Below are 17,829 nucleotides of genomic sequence, written 5' to 3' on the forward strand. Positions count from 1 at the left end.
ACATATCTGTGTGCTAATTCATTATTAAATCGAATACAGCCATTGTCGGCTCCATAGGTGATGTATTGAGTTCTTTTTGTAAATTGTGCACACATTTTTCATACCATTTTAATGCAAGTGATCTGTTCCCTAATTGATAATAACTATACATTAAAAGACGGTATCCTTCCTCCCAAAGTACATCTTCTTGAACAATCTTTTCTGCATAAAAAATAGCTTGTTTAAACTGCTGTAGTCGTGTTGCATTTTGAGCTAATCGTTCAAGTACTTCAATATATAAAGTTTGCAACTTGTCACGATCTTGCGTCAGCCAATCAATTTGCTTTTTTTCAGCATACAAAACATCTTTGTAACTATCGGCAGCAATTTGCAACCACTCATTTGATAATAGTGGATCAAATTCTTCCATTCCTAATGCATAATAGTAATGAAAACGTTCGACATCGATATGCAAAAATTGAATATGCTGTAGTTGATACATATTGTTTTTACGATGAATAAAAAAGCTATCTTGACGAGCATTGCGCTTCGGTTCTAGCACTTTTAATAACGTGTTTAATACTACTTTAAAGTCACGATCTAATGTTTCTACTGAACGGTCAGGCCATAGTGCCTGTGCAATTTCCTCTTTAGGCATATACCTTTGGCGATGGCAATATAAATATACAAAAAGTTCCTTCGATTTTTCTCTCTGCCATTCTTTATCTCCTAGTTTGCGATAGTTTCTTATTAAATTTAAACTACCAAATAAATTAATTTGAATTTCTTCTGTATGATAAACAACGTTCCCTTCCATTTGGAAATAATTTCGCAACGCTTGAATCGCTGGATTATCTTCCTTCCAGCTCTTGCTATACTGTAATAGCTCGTAAAAAATCGTTAAATTCGTTGGACCGAGAATCGTTTTTCTTTGAAAAAAATATTCGTAGCCATTATCAATACAATGACTAGCAAAAAGTTTAAAATAATGTGTAAATGCGACAGCATTATTCTCTTTGAAGGCGATGACAGATTGGTAGAAAAAAACATGCATCTCCCCATATCGATCGCCACAATCGAGAAATAGCTTATGTGCTTTTAATAATATTTGGCTTGCCTCTTGCCATTCATTACATGAAATCATTACCTTCACTTCAGCAAGTAAAATAAGTGCTGTCATCCAAGCGTCTTGTACTTGTTCAGTTTCTTGTAGACCTAGTGCTAAGTATTTTCGAGCAGATACATAATCCCCAAGTGCATGTTTGGCAATCGCCAGTCCCATATACGGTTCAGCCTTTACACGTGAAATATTAATGGTATTCATTAGTGCAATGGCTTTCTCATAAGCAACACAAGCGACTTCATAATTAGGATAATCTAATAACAGCAAAGCATGAGCCTTTCGATTATAGCCAACAGCCTCGATAAAAATGGACTTTTCACGCATACCCCTCCGAATACCGTGCTGTGCCGTATACCAAGCTTCTACGCCTTGACCTAATAAAGCAAAAACGAAAGATGCTAAGAGCTCACTTTCCCTATGAGTGGCAACCAATTGCGGAGGCATTTCCAATCTTTTAATCAATAGATTTTTTGCCTCCACTAATTGCCCTGTCCTTAACATAATCCGCACATCAACATTTGCTCTATATAAAACCGCTTCATTTAAATTAACTTCTTCTATAAATTGTTTTGCCTTATGCGCTTTCCCTAAATTCACTAAATTTTCAGTATACTGTCGTTGTAATTCTATATGTTCTTCCTTGCTTAATGCCGCATTTGGCGCTAATTGTAATGCTTGTTTTAAATAGGGTTCTGCTAAAGCAGGCTGAATTGTATCAAGATAAATGTGGGCTAACCCAGCCTGTGCCTTTGTCATAAAGAGTGCATCGTTGTTCCTCTTAGCAAGCTGCTCACTCATTTCGTATGCATTTTTTGCCTTTTCATAATAGGCACGATAACGGTGGCACTCCCCCTCAAAAAAATACAAACGATAAAATTTTATTTTTACATCAGCTGAAAAACGGTGAATTTTCTCTAACAGCCATTCAAACTGACCAGCTTTTACTATACTCTCCGCATGATTTTGTAGAAGCTCACCACTGAAATGTGCGTCATTTGATTTAAATGCATGGTGTAAAATGGCATGAATGTTGTTGTTATTGACATAATATAAAGCTGCCTTTTTATGTAAATTTACATAGTTTGTAGGGAATTGCTGCCACTTCATTTCTAAAAATCGGCTAAATAAAGCATGAAAACGAAAAGAGCCATTTTCAGCAACTGGTTGAATAAACAGATGCTTTTGCAATAACAGTTTTAACGTTTCTGCCGTTTCTCTATTATAAAAGTCAGTAATTAATTCTACAGAGAAAGTTGGAAAAATGGCCAATTTGAGTAGTACATCTTGCTCGTAGTTACTCATCTTTAAAAATACTTCTTCTGATAAGTAGGTAAAAAGATCATTTGAATGGATCGTTAACCAGTAATCTAATGCTTCATTGTTCCATTGCTCAGCTAGCAATGCAATGCTAATTGCCCATCCTTCTGTAATATTTAATACTTTTGATATTTCATCTTCCGTAAGATGGATTGCAGCATAATCTTCAAAGAAAACAGCAATTTCTTCATCTGTAAATGCTAAATCGGCCTCTGTAATAAAATGCGCTTTCATATGCATTTTTAGTTTTCTAATTATATCCCAATTCGGTAATGTTCTAGAGGCAAAGATAAAATGGATATTTGGAGGTGAAAATTCAATGATTCTTTCCATTACATAGTTAATATGAAACTCATGGTCTACTAAATGATAATCATCAATAACAACCAAAAAGGAATCTTGAATCTCACATAAACTATTAACAAATAGCTTATACCACCGATTTAGTTCTTCGATTTTTGGAAAGCGTGATAGCTGATGCCATTTGTTAAATTGTTCACCAAACTGTGGTACTATTCGCTTTATACTATGAAGTAAATGTCTTAGAAAGGGTAATATATTATCGTCCTCATCTGAAACACTATACCAAGAAAATTTACTAGATTCCGCATGTAAAAATTGTGCAAGAATTGTAGTCTTTCCGTATCCAGCACCACTATGAATAAATGTACAAGTATGTCCAAGACCTTTCTTTAGTTTTTTCATTAGTGACGCTCTACGTATACAATGATTAGACGGACTAGGTGGAATACACTTTGAATGAATAATTATATCTGCTGTCATTACTTACACTTACCTCCCCCTAATTACGGTTATACGGGTAGTGACATAAATTTTATGCCATTGTTTTCGAAAGTTAAATTATTGACAGTTTACCATATACTATATGTAGTTTTACATTATTCCAATGAATTATGTGGGACAAAAGAAAAAAGAGTTAGATTGACTGCACAATGGGCAATCCCTCAATAATACCAATTATATCCTTACATCTTATTCTGTATATAGTTAGTATTCTATCGAACAAAAATAATCCCGATTATCATGATCGATAATCGGGATTTTAGCTTTAATTATAGTAAATCCTTACGTAATTGCGCAGCTGATTTTGGAGATAACAGACCGAATGGAATATCGAGTACTGTTTTTGCCCCTTTGTCGCCTGCTTGGCTTAATCGGTGTGCTGCACGAGCATACGCTACAAGGACACTTGAAGTGAAGTTTGGATTACTTTCAAGTTTTAAGGAGAATTCTAGAATTTGTTTATCGTCAGCGCCACTTTCTCCACTGCGAATAACGAAACCACCATGTGGCATACCTGTATGATTAGCATTAAATTCTTCTTCAGAAATAAAGTTTACAGTTGTGTTATACTCATCGAAATAATTTGGCATTGTCACAATTTCTTGTTCCACTTTTGCCGAATCTGCACCATCTTCAAGCACTACCCAACATTCACGTGCATGTTTTTCACGTGTAGTAAGTTCTGGATTTTCGCCATTTCGAACACGTTCCACTGCATCTTTGATTGGTAATGTATATTGAACAGCATTTTTAACCCCTTCAATACGACGTACTGCATCTGAGTGGCCTTGACTTAAGCCATCGCCCCAGAATGTGTACGTTGTGCCTACTGGTAATACAGCCTCTCCTAACACACGATTTAAAGAAAATAAACCTGGATCCCAACCTACTGAAATTACAGATACTTTACGAGATTTTTGTGCTGCAGCGTTTACCGCTTCGTAAAACTCTGGAATTTTCGCATGAGTATCAAAACTGTCAATTGTATTAAACCATTGCGCAAAATGTGGTCCTTGTTCAGGTAAATCAGTTGCAGAACCACCACATAAAATCATTACATCAATGTCATCTTGGAATTTTTCAGCATCATCTACTAAATATACGTTTGCGTTACTTGCAACGCTCACTGTTGAAGGATCACGACGTGTGAAAACTGCTACTAATTCCATATCTGGATTTTGCGAAATAGCGAATTCTACACCGCGCCCTAAATTTCCATAACCGACAATACCTACTCGAATTGCACTCATTAAAATTCCTCCTCACGTTAACGTGACAATGTGAAAACATTCACGTTAAATCTAATTACAATAATACTTTGAGTTAGAAAAATTCACAATAGTTTGAGTACGTGTTTTTGTCTTGAAATTATACAAATTTTCTATGATTTCTATACATTAATGGCATGAATACGGTTACAAAATATTAAAAAATATGACGAACCTTTAAGCTTTCGTAAAAGGCTTGTAAATTAAGACTTTTTGCAATAAAGGTCTTGTACAATATAAATAACAATAAAGGGGGCATGTTGAATGAAAGGTAATGGTTATTCACTATGTAAAACAGTGGTTTTTTTAAATCCCAAAGATAACGCAATTTTCGTTTCACCATTGAGGGTTTTAGATGCAAGGTTTTCTACAAGTAAGCACCTCAGCAATGAACGAGCAATGCAAAAAAACCCTTGTCCTGTCAATATGCCTCTATCAATTCCAATAAATGCGCGTGATATTAGCGAAACACATAGTAATTACCATAGTGAGAAGCAAATAGCACGCTGGTTTATTAAAAAAAGTGAGTACAATGAAAGCACCTTTTAATGAATTTCTTGCGCTAATCGAGAAAGCCGTTTTTCATCGACTATATGATAGCCATTTTTTTGCTTTTCCAAAATATGATCCTCACAAAATTGAGCAAGTACATATAATAAATGACGATATGATACCCCCAAATACTCACATATTTCCGTATGTTTTTCTTTATAAATTCCATTGTCAGATGATAGCTTGATAAAAGCCGCTAATCGATTTTCAAGTGGATAAGCCTGATTTTGCGTGTATTTTGATGTCATATTGGAAGCCTTCTCCCCGAGAAATACACATAATCGACGTAAAAATGGCGCATCTGCCAGCAACAAATCTTTACATCCCTGTGTTGCAATCGATAAACAAATGGTTTCTGTAACAGTTTGAATCCCTTTTGTATATCTCGCCTCATTTAGCAATTCAATTTCCCCCATAAAGCATGGTGCTTGAATATATTCAATCAAAGAAACCTTACCATTTTTATGCGTCACATATAGTTTTGCTTTGCCTTCCATCATATAGTACATCGTATCTGGAAAGCATCCTTCTTTGAAAATCCATTCTCCCTTTTCAAATTTACATATTTCAATAAATGGATGATAGTCAAAAGAGAAAAAATCATCAATATTAAATTTTTTTATATAGTAAGAACGTTCTTCACCTGTAAGTTTTTGCATTTTTTCTGAACTCCTATTCAAAAATATGAGATATCTCACATTATTGTAGCGAGGAACATGCTATTATTCAACATAGTTAAATGGAGGTACCAAATTTTATGAACAATCAACGTTGGCTTTCTCAAAGTTTCTTTACATTCTTTTTTACATGGGGCATTTTTTTACCATATTGGACAGGGTGGTTAGTCGATGCAAAACACATTACCGTATCTCAAGCTAGTGTCGTTATGGGCTGTGGTCTTTTAGCTCGAGCAACGTCCAATCTATTTTTCTTTCCCACCCTTGCAAAATACGTACACAATAAGCGCTTAACGACAATTTTAGCAATTGGCGCATTGCTAACGGCTTTACTTTACATTCCAAGTACTAGCTTTTCCTCACTTCTTTTTGTAACGATCTTATTTAGTATTTTTTATCCTGCTCTATTACCTGCCGTAGAAAGCAGTGCGGCAACACTTGTGCAACATGGCAACGTCCATTACGGTAAAAGTCGCTCTTACGGTTCATTCGGCTTCGTAATTGCTGTACTTATTATTAGTATGTTAACGGGTGTTTTTGGTAAACAAGTTATTTTCTGGAGTATGATTCTAGGCATAATTGGTATGTTATTAATGCAACAATTGGCCACACCAAAAGAATTACTCATTGTTCCAACGAAGGAACAACGAGCGCAATCACTTTCAATGAAAACATTATGGACTCTTAAAGGTTTCCCTATTGTGTTATTTATCGTGATTTTATTACAAGGTGCACATGCTTCCTACTATAGCTATGGCTATATTTATTTAGAAGATTTACACGTGGATCCATTCTATATGGGGATGATTATTAACATCGCAGTTATTTGTGAAATTTTATATTTTATGAAGGCTGATACGCTGTTTAAAAAATGGCGCTCTTCTTCTTTATTATTGCTAGCGGCTAGTGGCTCATCATTACGTTGGTTACTTATCTTCCTATTTCCAAACGTTTGGGTATTTATCGGCTCGCAAATATTACATTCTCTATCATTTGCGCTTGCGCACTATGCCTTTATCGGTTATTTAACGAAAAACTTACCGAAAGAGCAAATTCCAAATGCACAAGGTATCTATTCAGCACTGGCAATGGGTTTAAGTACCGCCATTCTTACATTTTTAGGTGGCTATTTATACGAAATTTCCCCTGGTCTTGCCTTTGCCGCGATGTTGATTTGTACTGTGCCAGCAATCGGGATATTGCTAGCTACTCGAAATAAATTCCATTATTAAAAAGCAAGCAGGTGATGAAAGACTATGTATCTTTCTCCACCTGCTTTTCTATATGCTTATCTTGGATAATAAGAAAATCCAGGATATTTGACTACTGGCCATTTTTCCTTTCGTAATGCATTGAGAAGTTCAGGACCAACCTGTAAATTGCTTTTTACTAATTCAGATGGTGTAAGCGCCATCCATTGATTTAATGAAACATCCTGGAATCGATCACTTTTAAATATTTCAAGGAACCATAACGTTTCAGTCCCCGTATTCTCAATATAGTGACCATTTGCAAACGGCACGTAGCCGACATCTCCCGCTCGATAATCAAAGGTTCTAGCTGTACCGTTTCCTGCAAACACGGTCATACGCCCTGTTCCTTGAAGGTAATATTGCCATTCATCATTATTCGGATGCCAATGTAGCTCCCTCATCGCACCAGGCTCAATCTCGACGAGTGCCGCGGCAATAGCTTTGGAAATCGGAAAATTCGTGGAATCGACAATTCTCACACTGCCACCAGGTGTTTTAATTGGCGTTTGAGCAAGCAGACGATGTTTAAATGATAGAGGAACCTTACCATAGGGAGATTGTACTTGCTGGGTTTCAATAGGTCCAGGGACTATATCTTGATAAATGTAAACTTGTTCTTTTGGTATATGATTAAAAGCACTCATCGGAACACCAAAATTAGACGACAACACATCTTTCGGCGTATGCGCAAACCAGTCAGATATAGATAATGTGTTTAGATCTGAAAAATGCCCATCGTCAAACACTAGTAGAAATTCACAGCCATCTTCAAGCCCTTGAATGGAATGAGGTATACCTGGCGGGAAATACCATAAATCGCCTGGTCCAACATCGGCAATAAAATTATGCCCATTTTGATCGACGGCAGTAATGCGAGCATGACCAAGAAGCATGTAGGACCATTCCGCCTGTTGATGCCAATGAAGTTCACGCACGCCACCAGGTGTCAAACTCATATTGACGCCTTCCAATGTAGTGGCGATTGGCAAATCTCGCACAGTAATTTCTCTAGACCATCCACCATTATTTAACGTCATATGTGTATCAGAAAAGGAAAATTTCAAGTTCGGTAAAAGACCTGCATCTGTTATTGGTGGAACTAGCATATCTGGATTTTCTAAATCCCGCATAATATCTCGCGGCCCTTTATCCACCCCGCCCGCACCATCATTGCGAATAGGCTGCGGAACATAATAATAGCCCTCTGGCTTGTTATCCAACTATTCACCTCTTCATCAAGTAGTCGTTATATAAAATGTATGATGCATCATTTGTTTTATTCTTTTAATGTAAGGTTCAGCACTTGTAATGAGTCCATCATTAAAATAGCCCCACTTTCACCTAAGCTGGTAAAAGTGGAGCTGCAAAAGTTCTTTCTTTTGTGATGATATTTGACCCTATATGTATTTGCATTTTAATAGATTACTCATTCATTCTATGATGAGAAAAGCCTCTAACCAAGAAAAGAATACCTACGATAAAGAAAATTAAACTGAAAAGAAATAACACGTAGCCCGAATCAAAAAATGAATGATAGAAAGATTCCTTACTTGCATACGATAAATTTGAGACTAGGATAGCCGTCACAATATATTGTGTTGAAATGAAAATTGCTGCGATAAGTAAAAACAGTGAACCTACAATTTTGTCTTCCATAATACACTCCCCTTTAATTTATAAAAAAGTTAATATTATCCTTATTAAATACGATATAAACGGAATTTTCAATAAAAGTTGAAATTTCTCTGATTTTTCTTAAAATTAATTATATAACAACCATTAAACGGGAGGAATATATATGAAATTTCAGCTTTTAACCGCTTAATAGTTTTAAATTTTTATCATCGCTTTCCTTATCGCCTCAGCTATTCAATTAACTAAAAGGCATCATAATGCCAACACCACTATTCCATATGGAAGTAAATTAATGAAAGGAGAAGAGAAATAGGATGTTTTCGAAAAAAAAGTCGATTGTAACGATTGTTTCAATGTCTTTAATTTCAAATTTAGTTATTTTGCCATTTAACCTTAGTGAAGCTAAAGCTGTGGAAAATAAAACTATAGAAGATGCTACTGACAATGTCATATTTTCTGAACAACAGCTTGAAGAAGCTCAGATTATAACAGATCATGTATCTTTCGAAAGAAAAAATGGTGTTGGTGTTTTTACACTTTCTAATATCGCAGAGATGGAGATAAAATTACAAAACATTAATTCTATTATTACTGCTGAGGAGATTAATTTAGCAATTGCTGACATAAATACTAAATTAGCTGAAGAAAACGGAAATGGTGAAACGACAGAATTACTAGTTAAATCTAGAAATCTTATTCAATATGGAACTGCGAATGCACCACGTATCGTAAAAAGATCATGTAGTAAATGGTTAGGAGGCTTAGGTCTTGCCCATGCTGCAGCTGTTTCAGGAGCTGGTGTATTATTAGGTATTTCAGGACCAGTAGGTTGGACAGTTGGGACTGGTATTGCTGCGGCTTACTATTTGGGGTCACTTGCATGTCCAAACTAAAAATTTTTTTGAAAACATACCTACTTTCTGTTAATTTTTCAACTATCTTTCTATTTACGTGTCTAACCATGTATCATATCACACAAACCATCTACCCTACTGTCATACTTTTTATTCTAATGGTGTTAAACATATTTACCTTTGAATATTTTTTGAGTCGTAAATACCATACTCCACAAAAAAGAGCTATTCCAGCGACATTCTATTTTATAGTAACTGGCATTCTATCCTACTTAGGTTTTTTGCACATAATGGATAAGTAATTGTAGATACTGGCCAATTAATATATCAGAAAAAAGCGTTTTGCTTCTTTTTTACAAGATACAAAACGCTTTTTTATATCCCTCAATATACATGTGAGATTTTTTAGTACAATTTTTTCACATGAGACTTTGCCACTTGAACCATCATTTCTATCCCATATTGCAATTCTTCTCGTGATGCATAAGCATATGAAAGTCGGATATGCTGGTTATCTTGCGCATCATAAATATAGCCAGGATTGATAAGAACATTCAACTGCAATAACTTCATAAAAAATGCTTTATCTACAAGCGGAGCATTAAATTTTAGCCATATATAAAAACCTCCTTTTGGTTGTTGCCAACTCGCAATGTCCTTCAATTTTTCATGTAATAAGTTCTCAACAAAATTTGCCCGCTGCAAAAGCTCATGGCGTAAGCCTTCAATATGGCGTTCATATTTACCTGATTGCAGCCAGTGCAACACAATTTCCTGTGAAATGGCACTAGAACCATAGTCAGTTTGCATTTTTATATCTGCTAATCGTTCAATTACTGTTGTTGGTCCGATTAACCAGCCAATGCGTAGTCCTGGGCTGAGTGTTTTTGAAACACTGCCAATGTATAAAACTTGTCCACTATCATCCATTGATTTAATCGCTGAAGATTCCTCTTGAAAAAGTAATTCATGATAGACATCATCCTCAATAATAGGGATACGCGATTGTTTGCATGCCTCGTAGAGTTGCCTTTTTTCTTGCGAAGTCCACACTTCTCCAGTTGGATTATTTAATGTAGGTACCGCATAAAAAACAGCCTGTCTTTTTCTTTTCTTGTGCATTAATGATTGGGCGAGTTGTTCATCACGATCGATTGCCATCATTTGCATGCCGACAGATTGGAATGGATGAACTGAATTTAAATAGGACGTTTTTTCTTGAAATACAATGGAACCTTGCTCTAGTAGACCGACCGCAATGAGCTGCAATGCTTGTAATGCACCTGAAACGATACAAACATTTTCAGGTTCAGCCTGTATGCCTCTTTTTTGTACATATTGGCAAATGGCTTCCCGCAATTGCATGTTACCTTGCGGAGATGAATACCCTAAAGCTTTCGGCTGTAGCGATAGTTCCTTCATCGATGCCTCCATTTCACTCGTTGGCAAAAGGCTTGGTGCAAGCTCCCCTGTACCTAAGCGAATAATATCATCTCGTTGCTCGTATTCATTGATCAATTGAATCGTATGGTAATTTGGTTTGTGAAGACTCGATTCAATGAATATTTGCCAATTTGGTTGTCTTTGCTTAACTAATGAATGCCAGGAAGCATTTGCAACATAAATACCTGAACCTACCGTCGTTTCAAGTATGCCTATAGCTTTTAGTTCCTCTAATGCCTGCTGAACAGTACTTCTGTTAACCCCTAATTGCATTGCAAGTTGTCTTTGCGTTGGTAGCTTCGTTCCTGCAACCCAATCCCCTCGCTCAATGCGCTCTGTTGCCCATGCTACAATTTGTTGCTGTAAAGTCCTATCCCCATGTCTGGTTGGTTGCCAATTCATATTTTCACCTCATAAATTGGGTGGGTGAAATACCATCCAATTGGTCGTTTTCTTATAGTTATATCATAGGTAGAATGTGTATTGGAAGGAGGGATTGTCATTGGAGGCATTTCTACATGGGATGCTATTAGCATTCGGACTTATTTTACCTCTAGGTGTGCAAAACGTCTTCGTTTTTACACAAGGAGCTACACAACAACGTTTAATGCTTGCCTTACCAGCTGCTATTACGGCAGCTCTTTGCGATACTTTATTGATTTTGCTTGCTGTTTTTGGGTTATCCGTTATTGTTTTGCAATTTGAATGGCTACGTATCGCTTTAATGTGCGTTGGTATCGTGTTTCTGTTATACATCGGCTATAGTATTTGGCGCTCGACAGCAACCACTAGCGAAAAGAGCGAAGCAATGCCCGTCAAAAAACAAATTGTATTTGCGCTGTCTGTTTCGTTATTAAATCCACATGCTATTTTAGATACAATCGGCGTGATTGGCACAAGCGCATTAAAATATAATGGCACAGAACAAATACTCTTTACTACTGCATGTGTGCTCATTTCGTGGTTATGGTTTTTCGGTCTTACACTAGCTGGTGCTTCTTTTAAAAAGCTCGATAGCTCTGGCAAGCTGATGAACATCTTCAATAAATGCTCAGCAATCTTTATTTGGGCAACCGCTATTTATTTACTGAGTGCTTTACTTTAATTGAGTTACATAATTTAGATTACATTGATAAATCAACGTTTTGGGTTTTATGTATTATATTTTAATAAGCTTATCTTTAAATATCGTTATTCATATTTGCAATGATGGTTGCTCCAAGTCGCTTTTTATAATTTTTTAATTTTCATTAAGACCACCCGATATGGAGTGGTCTTAATGTTTCAAAATCATTAATTTATAGTAATCTTTCTATATTTTTTAAATTTTTAAGTTCCAATCTAAGTAATTAAGATTTTAGTATTGGTTCGATTTTAGTACTTACTTCTACTTTACTTTTTTATACTTACAGACACTCTTAATTTGTGCTAAAGATTATAATGTCATTCGATATTTCTTTTAACTGAATACTTATTATAAATTTTTAAAATAATCACCATCTATCAACTCTGTTACTTTTGGTAATCTTTGAATTCTAGCGTTTATTAAATAGTAAATGCTTAATAAAATGAGACCCATGCCAAATGTCGAAATAACATAACTAGTTGGAAGATAAGTTGCTAAAATCCCCCCCACTAATGATCCAATTGGCATAGAAATACTAACAAAACTTTCAACTGCCGTATTCACTCTACCCAACATATTTTCAGAAGGAAGGCTTTGAAATAAAGTTGTAAATAAAACATTGATAGCTCCTATAAATGAATAAGATAGGATTAATAAAAAATACATCAATGTAATGTTTCCTTGTGATGAAAAAACCATTACTATCCATGCTACCCCAGAAGCGAAAAAGCCAACAGACATTACTTTTCCTAATGTGAAAATTTCTTGTACTTTTTCTATAAAAAACGCCCCAATAACTGATCCAACACCTAACGAAGCAATAATAAGTCCATAAGTTGAACTTCCTCCTAGAGAAGCTGCGAAAGATGGTAAAGATACTAAAATAATAGAAAATAAGAAATTGATTAATATCAATGGTAACAATAAATCAAATATTAAAGGCAACTTAATAAAATGAATACCACCAACAAAATCTTTTTTGTACTGTAGCCATTCATCATTTATAGATGATTTTTCTTTCTTTCTATACGTTATTTTTAAAAAAAGTATGCATATTATCGGAATTGTAAAGGCTATTAAATTAATCCCATACAAAATGATGATTGTAAATAATGATATAAGAATCCCTGCAATACCACTAAAAAGTAAATCGAGTCCTTGATATGCTATCGACATAATCGAATTTGCTTTAATAAGTTTATGCTTAGGTACAACTCTAGGGATAATAACACTTTCTAAAGGATACGTGATTTCTGAAAAGACAGTGGTTGTAAAGATTATTAACAAAAATATCCATATACTAAATGAATCTGTAATTAACATAGCAAGTAAAACGAGTATTAATAAAGCTTGCATTAAACTGGAAAATATATATAACTTTTTAGGGTTATTATTATCAATAATTGGACCCAAAAATAGATTTAAAATAGAAGGTATAGTAAACATGAAGCCTGCAATACCAACATAAATGGACGATTTTGTAACTTCAAATACTAGCCACATAGATAATATGTAAAAAATGCTATCTCCGATATTCGTAAATATTCTTCCTAAAAATAAGCTGATAAAATTCTTATTTTTAAGCACTTTACTTCACCTCAGATTTTATCCTTTCTTACTATTTAATAGATCAAAGTTATTAAAATTCACTAATTTATTAATGCATTCTATTAAAAGAAAATGTTTGACTCCTCTTAATTTCCCTGGAGCTACTTTAATGATTAGCTTTTGATGATCTTCTACTGATTTAATAAACTGTAAACAAATGTTTCTAAACCCAAAGCTATTTCTTAATGGAATAGTAAGTTTGTAATCCTCTACGAAATTTCTTATATATTCTAGAAAATTCAAATAATCTTCTTCTTTTTCAGTTTTAAGTTTTATAAAAATGAAAGGACATTTATGCAAAGAACACACTTTTTTGTCTATATTAGGATAGATTATCTCCGAAATAATTGAACCATTACATTTTAAATTTAAATTACGAAAAAAATGATCGGTATTTTCATGAATTTAATTTGTATAGTTGATGCTATTAATAAAAAAATCATTATCTATCAAACAATATTCGTATAAAGATAGATTTGTACCAGTTATTCCTCTCTGAGCTTGCATAAAAGTAAATAATTTTTCACGAATATGGTCCAATTTTTTCGGAAAATAAAATGAAACAAGTCCTACATTGGTAAATTCAAAGCCCTCCTGATGCAGTTTTAAACAAGATTTTATATTTACTACAATTAAACTTTCGATTGACTTACCCAAGTTCAATAGATCATTTATTGGAAATGCTTCTCCCATCAAGGTAGTATCTAAAATTAAAAAAATAACTTTTTTTGGGGGCTTATTAGTTTTAATATACTCAAATATATAAAATACATCGGTTTTTTCAAGATTAAAATTATATCTAACGGGTTCTACAAATAATGCATCAATTTTAGTCAAATCTAATTGAGATATTTTATTTTCATTTTGAAGATAAGATATATGAAAATAGCTATTACTCATATCGTGTGTTAAATAAATACTTTCAAAATATCCACCAATGAATCCACTAAAAATTTTTCTTTTGTTTTTAAAAATTTTTGATAATGTATTTAATATGCATAGGTAACCAGCCATAGCACTAGAGTAAATTAAACTAAAACCAGTGTAATAAGGGAAATTTCTATGCAATTGATTCTCAAAAGATGGAACTTGAATAGTTCTCTCATAACCGTATTCTATTTTTCTATTTGAATTAGTTTGAATTTTTTCATCTTCTGGAGGAGATTTAAATATATCCTTAGATTTTAAAAATGATTTTTCTTGCCAACTACTCCTTAACTTTAACTGAAGCTTTTCAATTTCAATTTCATTTAGTGCCAAATCTTTCAAGTTGTTTTTTGACGAAATCACATTTGTTACTGATAAACCCATTTTTCTAGCAAGTAACTTTAAATCGTTTTGCTCTTTTAGTAGCTGAAAGTCAATCTCTTGAATATTCATAATGATCACCAATTAATGTTAGTTTATTATTTTTATAGCTATATTCATTTGGATACGGAATTCTATGCAAATTTTTATGATTATTCTTTGAATAAGCTCCTACAGGATAAAAGATAACTTTATCATTTATTTTTAATTCTGGAAAAAATAATCTACTTGCAAAATAATCATTCTCAAAGCAGGTATTTCCCCATAAATTTTGTATTATTTTTGCGCGTTTTGAATTAGTACTTATTGGACGTGGCAAAAACCATGGGAATAAATTATAAGCAGAACAATCTAGAATAATTTCATTTTTTGTATTTGAATTATCCGCTGCGATTACTGATGTTATTAAAAATCCACACAAACTAGTAATAGCTCTCCCAGGTTCTAAAATTATTTCAAACCTATTTGTATATTTATTTTCAATCAATTTATTTATAAAATTTTTTATCTCTCCTTTTAATAGTAAATTTGTTATCCCACCCCCCATATTAATAGTTGTTACTTCACTTAAAATTTCATGTTGCATTATCTCATTTAGTTGCTCTAAAATTGCGAATAAATCTAATGGATTTTTTTCGCCAAAATGTATATGAATATTTTTTATAGATATATTGTTCTCTACAATGAATTTTTGAAATTGCTTGTTATGAATATCTATTCCAAATCTGCTGTATCGTGTATTTTTTACTGGAACTCTTATGCCTACTTCTTTATTTTTAACAAACTCATTACAGTTGGTAAGTTGAGAAATGGAATTAAAATCGAATAAACCATTATTTTCATAAATGTATTGAATTTCTGTAGATTTAAAGCTTGGACCAGTAGCTGAAATATTTTTATATCCTGCTTCTATACCTGCTTTAAATTCATAAATGGAAGCAACATCTATTCCATCAATACGATTTTTCAAAAAAACTAATAAATCTTTATTTGAATTTGCTTTTATAGAGTAAAATAACTTTATATTTTTGGGAATTTGCGCTCTTAAACAGGTTATAACTGTATCAAGTAAATTGTAATTATAAACAATGGCAGGAGTATTAAGTTCGTATAATGCTTTAATAAATAATCTATCATTTATTAATTGAGACTTAATATTATTTAACATGAATTCACCTCAAAAAAATTATATATTCATCTAATTTCTGATTATTATAAATATATTTTTTCGAGAAATTGCTACTCTAAATAAACACAATTTAAACTATTAAGCTAACATTCATTAAAACAATATGTATATAGTATGAAGTGGAGGGCATTTAAACCTCCACTTCATTTACAAACAGAAGAAATCAAAATATTAGCACACTTTATCAGGAATCAACATAAATGGAGCTAATTCTTCATCTTCCCCTTCAAGAGTCAGAGAACTCTCAATTAAAGATAAATCTAAAGAAAACTCCTTTTCTTCTACTTGTTGTAAATTCTCTTTACATTTCTCCATAAACATCACATCCTTTTCGAAATATTTTGAAACAATTTTATTTTAGCCTGTTCGCTTAAATTTTTCAATTCTAAATTCTAATTTTTCTAATAATTTATAATTGTACATATCATCAGTTTTATAGTTATTATCACACTAAAAAGATATAAATTTAATAATTAAATTATTACAAACCTATTGATTTTTATATAATGACATTCTATATTTTTAATAATAAAATTTTTCAGTTTATTATTACTTTTATGGAGGACGCTATGAAGAAGGTTACTTTAGGTATCACAGGGACAATTGGAGCTAATGATATTATTAATCACATATTATATTTAAAAAAATACTTTCATGTTGATATAATCCTAACCCAAGAAGCAAAAAAATTTGTACCTGAGCAAAGCCTAATTTTCTACGCTGATAACGTTTATTCGGAAATGTATGACCAAAAAGGCTCTATTCCTCATGTTAACCTTGGGAAAGAGGCAGATATTTTCATCATTCTACCTGCATCTGCAAACACAATTTCAAAAATTTCTTCTGGTATTGCTGATAACCTTTTAACTGCCTCTATACTTAATTTTACAGGGCCATTACTTATTGCACCTAACATGAATCAAAATATGTGGAAAAACCCTATCATTCAAGACAACGTAAACTATCTAAAAGAAAAAGGACACATTTTTATTAATCAATCTCACGAGGCATATATAGCTTGTGAAAGAATTTACGAAACCGTTGAAGTTGCTCTTCCTAAGCCGCATGAATTAATAAAAATTATTAAGTCCTTATATGAAAACAAAATCTTAGAATAAATATTTTTTCCCGAGTGATTAATATCTTTTTTCTTAATCTAGTTTCTGAGCCTTACTATATGAATAATCTTTGAAAATTAATTTTTTGCCGTGGTTCAAAGGACATTTATCAAATTGTCCCTTTAAAATTATAGGTTAAAACTTTGATTTCATGGGTTTTGTTATAAGCGAAGGAGATAAACAGAGGGTATTAGGGAAAGTTATATAGTTACCATTTTTTCACTAGTAAAAATTTACGAAAACTCCTGCTCCGAATAGCACAATTTGTAAGACGCAACAAACTGCGCGACAGCGAAGGTTGCGGCTTACATTGTGCTCGTGAAAAGCAAAGTGGATTTTTACGATAAAGAATGGGTTACGAAACAGCCTTATATAATTAGAAAATAAAAGTAATCTCCATTTCCCTATCAAACAATTTCGCCTGAATCACAATTCTCTCCAGCTTGCACTACTCCAAACATAATGTCAGTTAGCAGGACATTTGCTTTTAATAGCGATGCATATTAATGAATAATAGCATTCGCTTAGCTAGAAATAAGAGACACCACTGCAAAGTAAAGACATATACTTGCAAG

General features: G+C 33.3%; 15 protein-coding genes. 5 read left to right on the forward strand and 10 right to left on the reverse strand.

Annotation, left to right across the window (positions count from 1 at the left end):
* Nucleotides 1-13 precede the first annotated feature (13 nt).
* Both JNUCC52_RS02515 and JNUCC52_RS02520 read right to left on the reverse strand, forming a co-directional pair.
* Nucleotides 14-3,124 (reverse strand): AfsR/SARP family transcriptional regulator, encoded by a 3,111-nt coding sequence (locus tag JNUCC52_RS02515; protein ID WP_337981267.1) that lies wholly within the window; start codon nt 3,122-3,124, stop codon nt 14-16.
* 368 nt (nt 3,125-3,492) lie between these two features.
* Nucleotides 3,493-4,473, reverse strand: coding sequence for a diaminopimelate dehydrogenase (locus tag JNUCC52_RS02520; RefSeq protein WP_337981268.1), 981 nt, complete (start codon nt 4,471-4,473; stop codon nt 3,493-3,495).
* 282 nt (nt 4,474-4,755) lie between these two features.
* Here JNUCC52_RS02520 and JNUCC52_RS02525 point away from each other — a divergent pair, with 282 nt between their 5' ends.
* The gene (locus JNUCC52_RS02525; protein ID WP_337981269.1) at nt 4,756-5,040 is read left to right on the forward strand and encodes a hypothetical protein; all 285 of its coding nucleotides are present in this window, start codon (nt 4,756-4,758) and stop codon (nt 5,038-5,040) included.
* On the opposite strand, the gene yeiL is transcribed toward JNUCC52_RS02525, so the two are convergent.
* Complete coding sequence (gene yeiL, locus JNUCC52_RS02530; RefSeq protein WP_172771414.1) at nt 5,037-5,702, reverse strand: transcriptional regulator YeiL; 666 nt, start codon at nt 5,700-5,702, stop codon at nt 5,037-5,039. The genes JNUCC52_RS02525 and yeiL overlap by 4 nt on opposite strands.
* A 98-nt stretch (nt 5,703-5,800) precedes the next feature.
* On the opposite strand from yeiL, the gene JNUCC52_RS02535 reads away from it, so the two are divergent.
* Nucleotides 5,801-6,952 (forward strand): MFS transporter, encoded by a 1,152-nt coding sequence (locus JNUCC52_RS02535; RefSeq protein WP_172771413.1) that lies wholly within the window; start codon nt 5,801-5,803, stop codon nt 6,950-6,952.
* Nucleotides 6,953-7,008: 56 nt separating this feature from the next.
* Here JNUCC52_RS02535 and JNUCC52_RS02540 read toward each other — a convergent pair whose 3' ends face one another.
* Nucleotides 7,009-8,193, reverse strand: coding sequence for an oxalate decarboxylase family bicupin (locus JNUCC52_RS02540; RefSeq protein ID WP_337981270.1), 1,185 nt, complete (start codon nt 8,191-8,193; stop codon nt 7,009-7,011).
* Between the two features lie 202 nt (nt 8,194-8,395).
* Complete coding sequence (locus JNUCC52_RS02545) at nt 8,396-8,629, reverse strand: hypothetical protein (RefSeq protein ID WP_172771411.1); 234 nt, start codon at nt 8,627-8,629, stop codon at nt 8,396-8,398.
* A 293-nt stretch (nt 8,630-8,922) separates the two neighbouring features.
* On the opposite strand from JNUCC52_RS02545, the gene JNUCC52_RS02550 reads away from it, so the two are divergent.
* Entirely contained in the window at nt 8,923-9,501 is a 579-nt protein-coding gene (locus JNUCC52_RS02550) for a hypothetical protein (RefSeq protein ID WP_172771410.1), read from the forward strand.
* Nucleotides 9,502-9,867: 366 nt separating this feature from the next.
* Here the strand turns inward: JNUCC52_RS02550 and JNUCC52_RS02555 are convergent, their stop codons facing one another.
* A complete protein-coding gene (locus JNUCC52_RS02555) occupies nt 9,868-11,307 on the reverse strand; it encodes an aminotransferase-like domain-containing protein (protein WP_337981271.1) in 1,440 nt (479 codons plus the stop codon).
* Between the two features lie 100 nt (nt 11,308-11,407).
* Between JNUCC52_RS02555 and JNUCC52_RS02560 the strand changes: the two genes are divergently transcribed.
* Nucleotides 11,408-12,010 (forward strand): LysE/ArgO family amino acid transporter, encoded by a 603-nt coding sequence (locus tag JNUCC52_RS02560; RefSeq protein ID WP_337981272.1) that lies wholly within the window; start codon nt 11,408-11,410, stop codon nt 12,008-12,010.
* A 369-nt stretch (nt 12,011-12,379) separates the two neighbouring features.
* On the opposite strand, the gene JNUCC52_RS02565 is transcribed toward JNUCC52_RS02560, so the two are convergent.
* The 4 genes from JNUCC52_RS02565 to JNUCC52_RS02580 form a co-directional block, all read right to left on the reverse strand.
* The gene (locus JNUCC52_RS02565; RefSeq protein WP_337981273.1) at nt 12,380-13,618 is read right to left on the reverse strand and encodes an MFS transporter; all 1,239 of its coding nucleotides are present in this window, start codon (nt 13,616-13,618) and stop codon (nt 12,380-12,382) included.
* 426 nt (nt 13,619-14,044) lie between these two features.
* The gene (locus JNUCC52_RS02570) at nt 14,045-15,019 is read right to left on the reverse strand and encodes a hypothetical protein (protein ID WP_337981274.1); all 975 of its coding nucleotides are present in this window, start codon (nt 15,017-15,019) and stop codon (nt 14,045-14,047) included.
* Entirely contained in the window at nt 15,000-16,115 is a 1,116-nt protein-coding gene (locus tag JNUCC52_RS02575) for a hypothetical protein (protein ID WP_337981275.1), read from the reverse strand. Before JNUCC52_RS02575 ends, JNUCC52_RS02570 begins: the two co-directional genes overlap by 20 nt.
* Before the next feature lie 192 nt (nt 16,116-16,307).
* Nucleotides 16,308-16,451, reverse strand: a complete 144-nt coding sequence (locus tag JNUCC52_RS02580; RefSeq protein ID WP_337981276.1) for a hypothetical protein — start codon at nt 16,449-16,451, stop codon at nt 16,308-16,310.
* 254 nt (nt 16,452-16,705) lie between these two features.
* Between JNUCC52_RS02580 and JNUCC52_RS02585 the strand changes: the two genes are divergently transcribed.
* Complete coding sequence (locus JNUCC52_RS02585) at nt 16,706-17,254, forward strand: flavoprotein (protein WP_337981277.1); 549 nt, start codon at nt 16,706-16,708, stop codon at nt 17,252-17,254.
* The last annotated feature ends 575 nt before the right edge of the window (nt 17,255-17,829 follow it).

The sequence above is a fragment of the Lysinibacillus sp. JNUCC-52 genome (genome assembly GCF_015999545.1).
GTDB lineage: Bacteria > Bacillota > Bacilli > Bacillales_A > Planococcaceae > Lysinibacillus.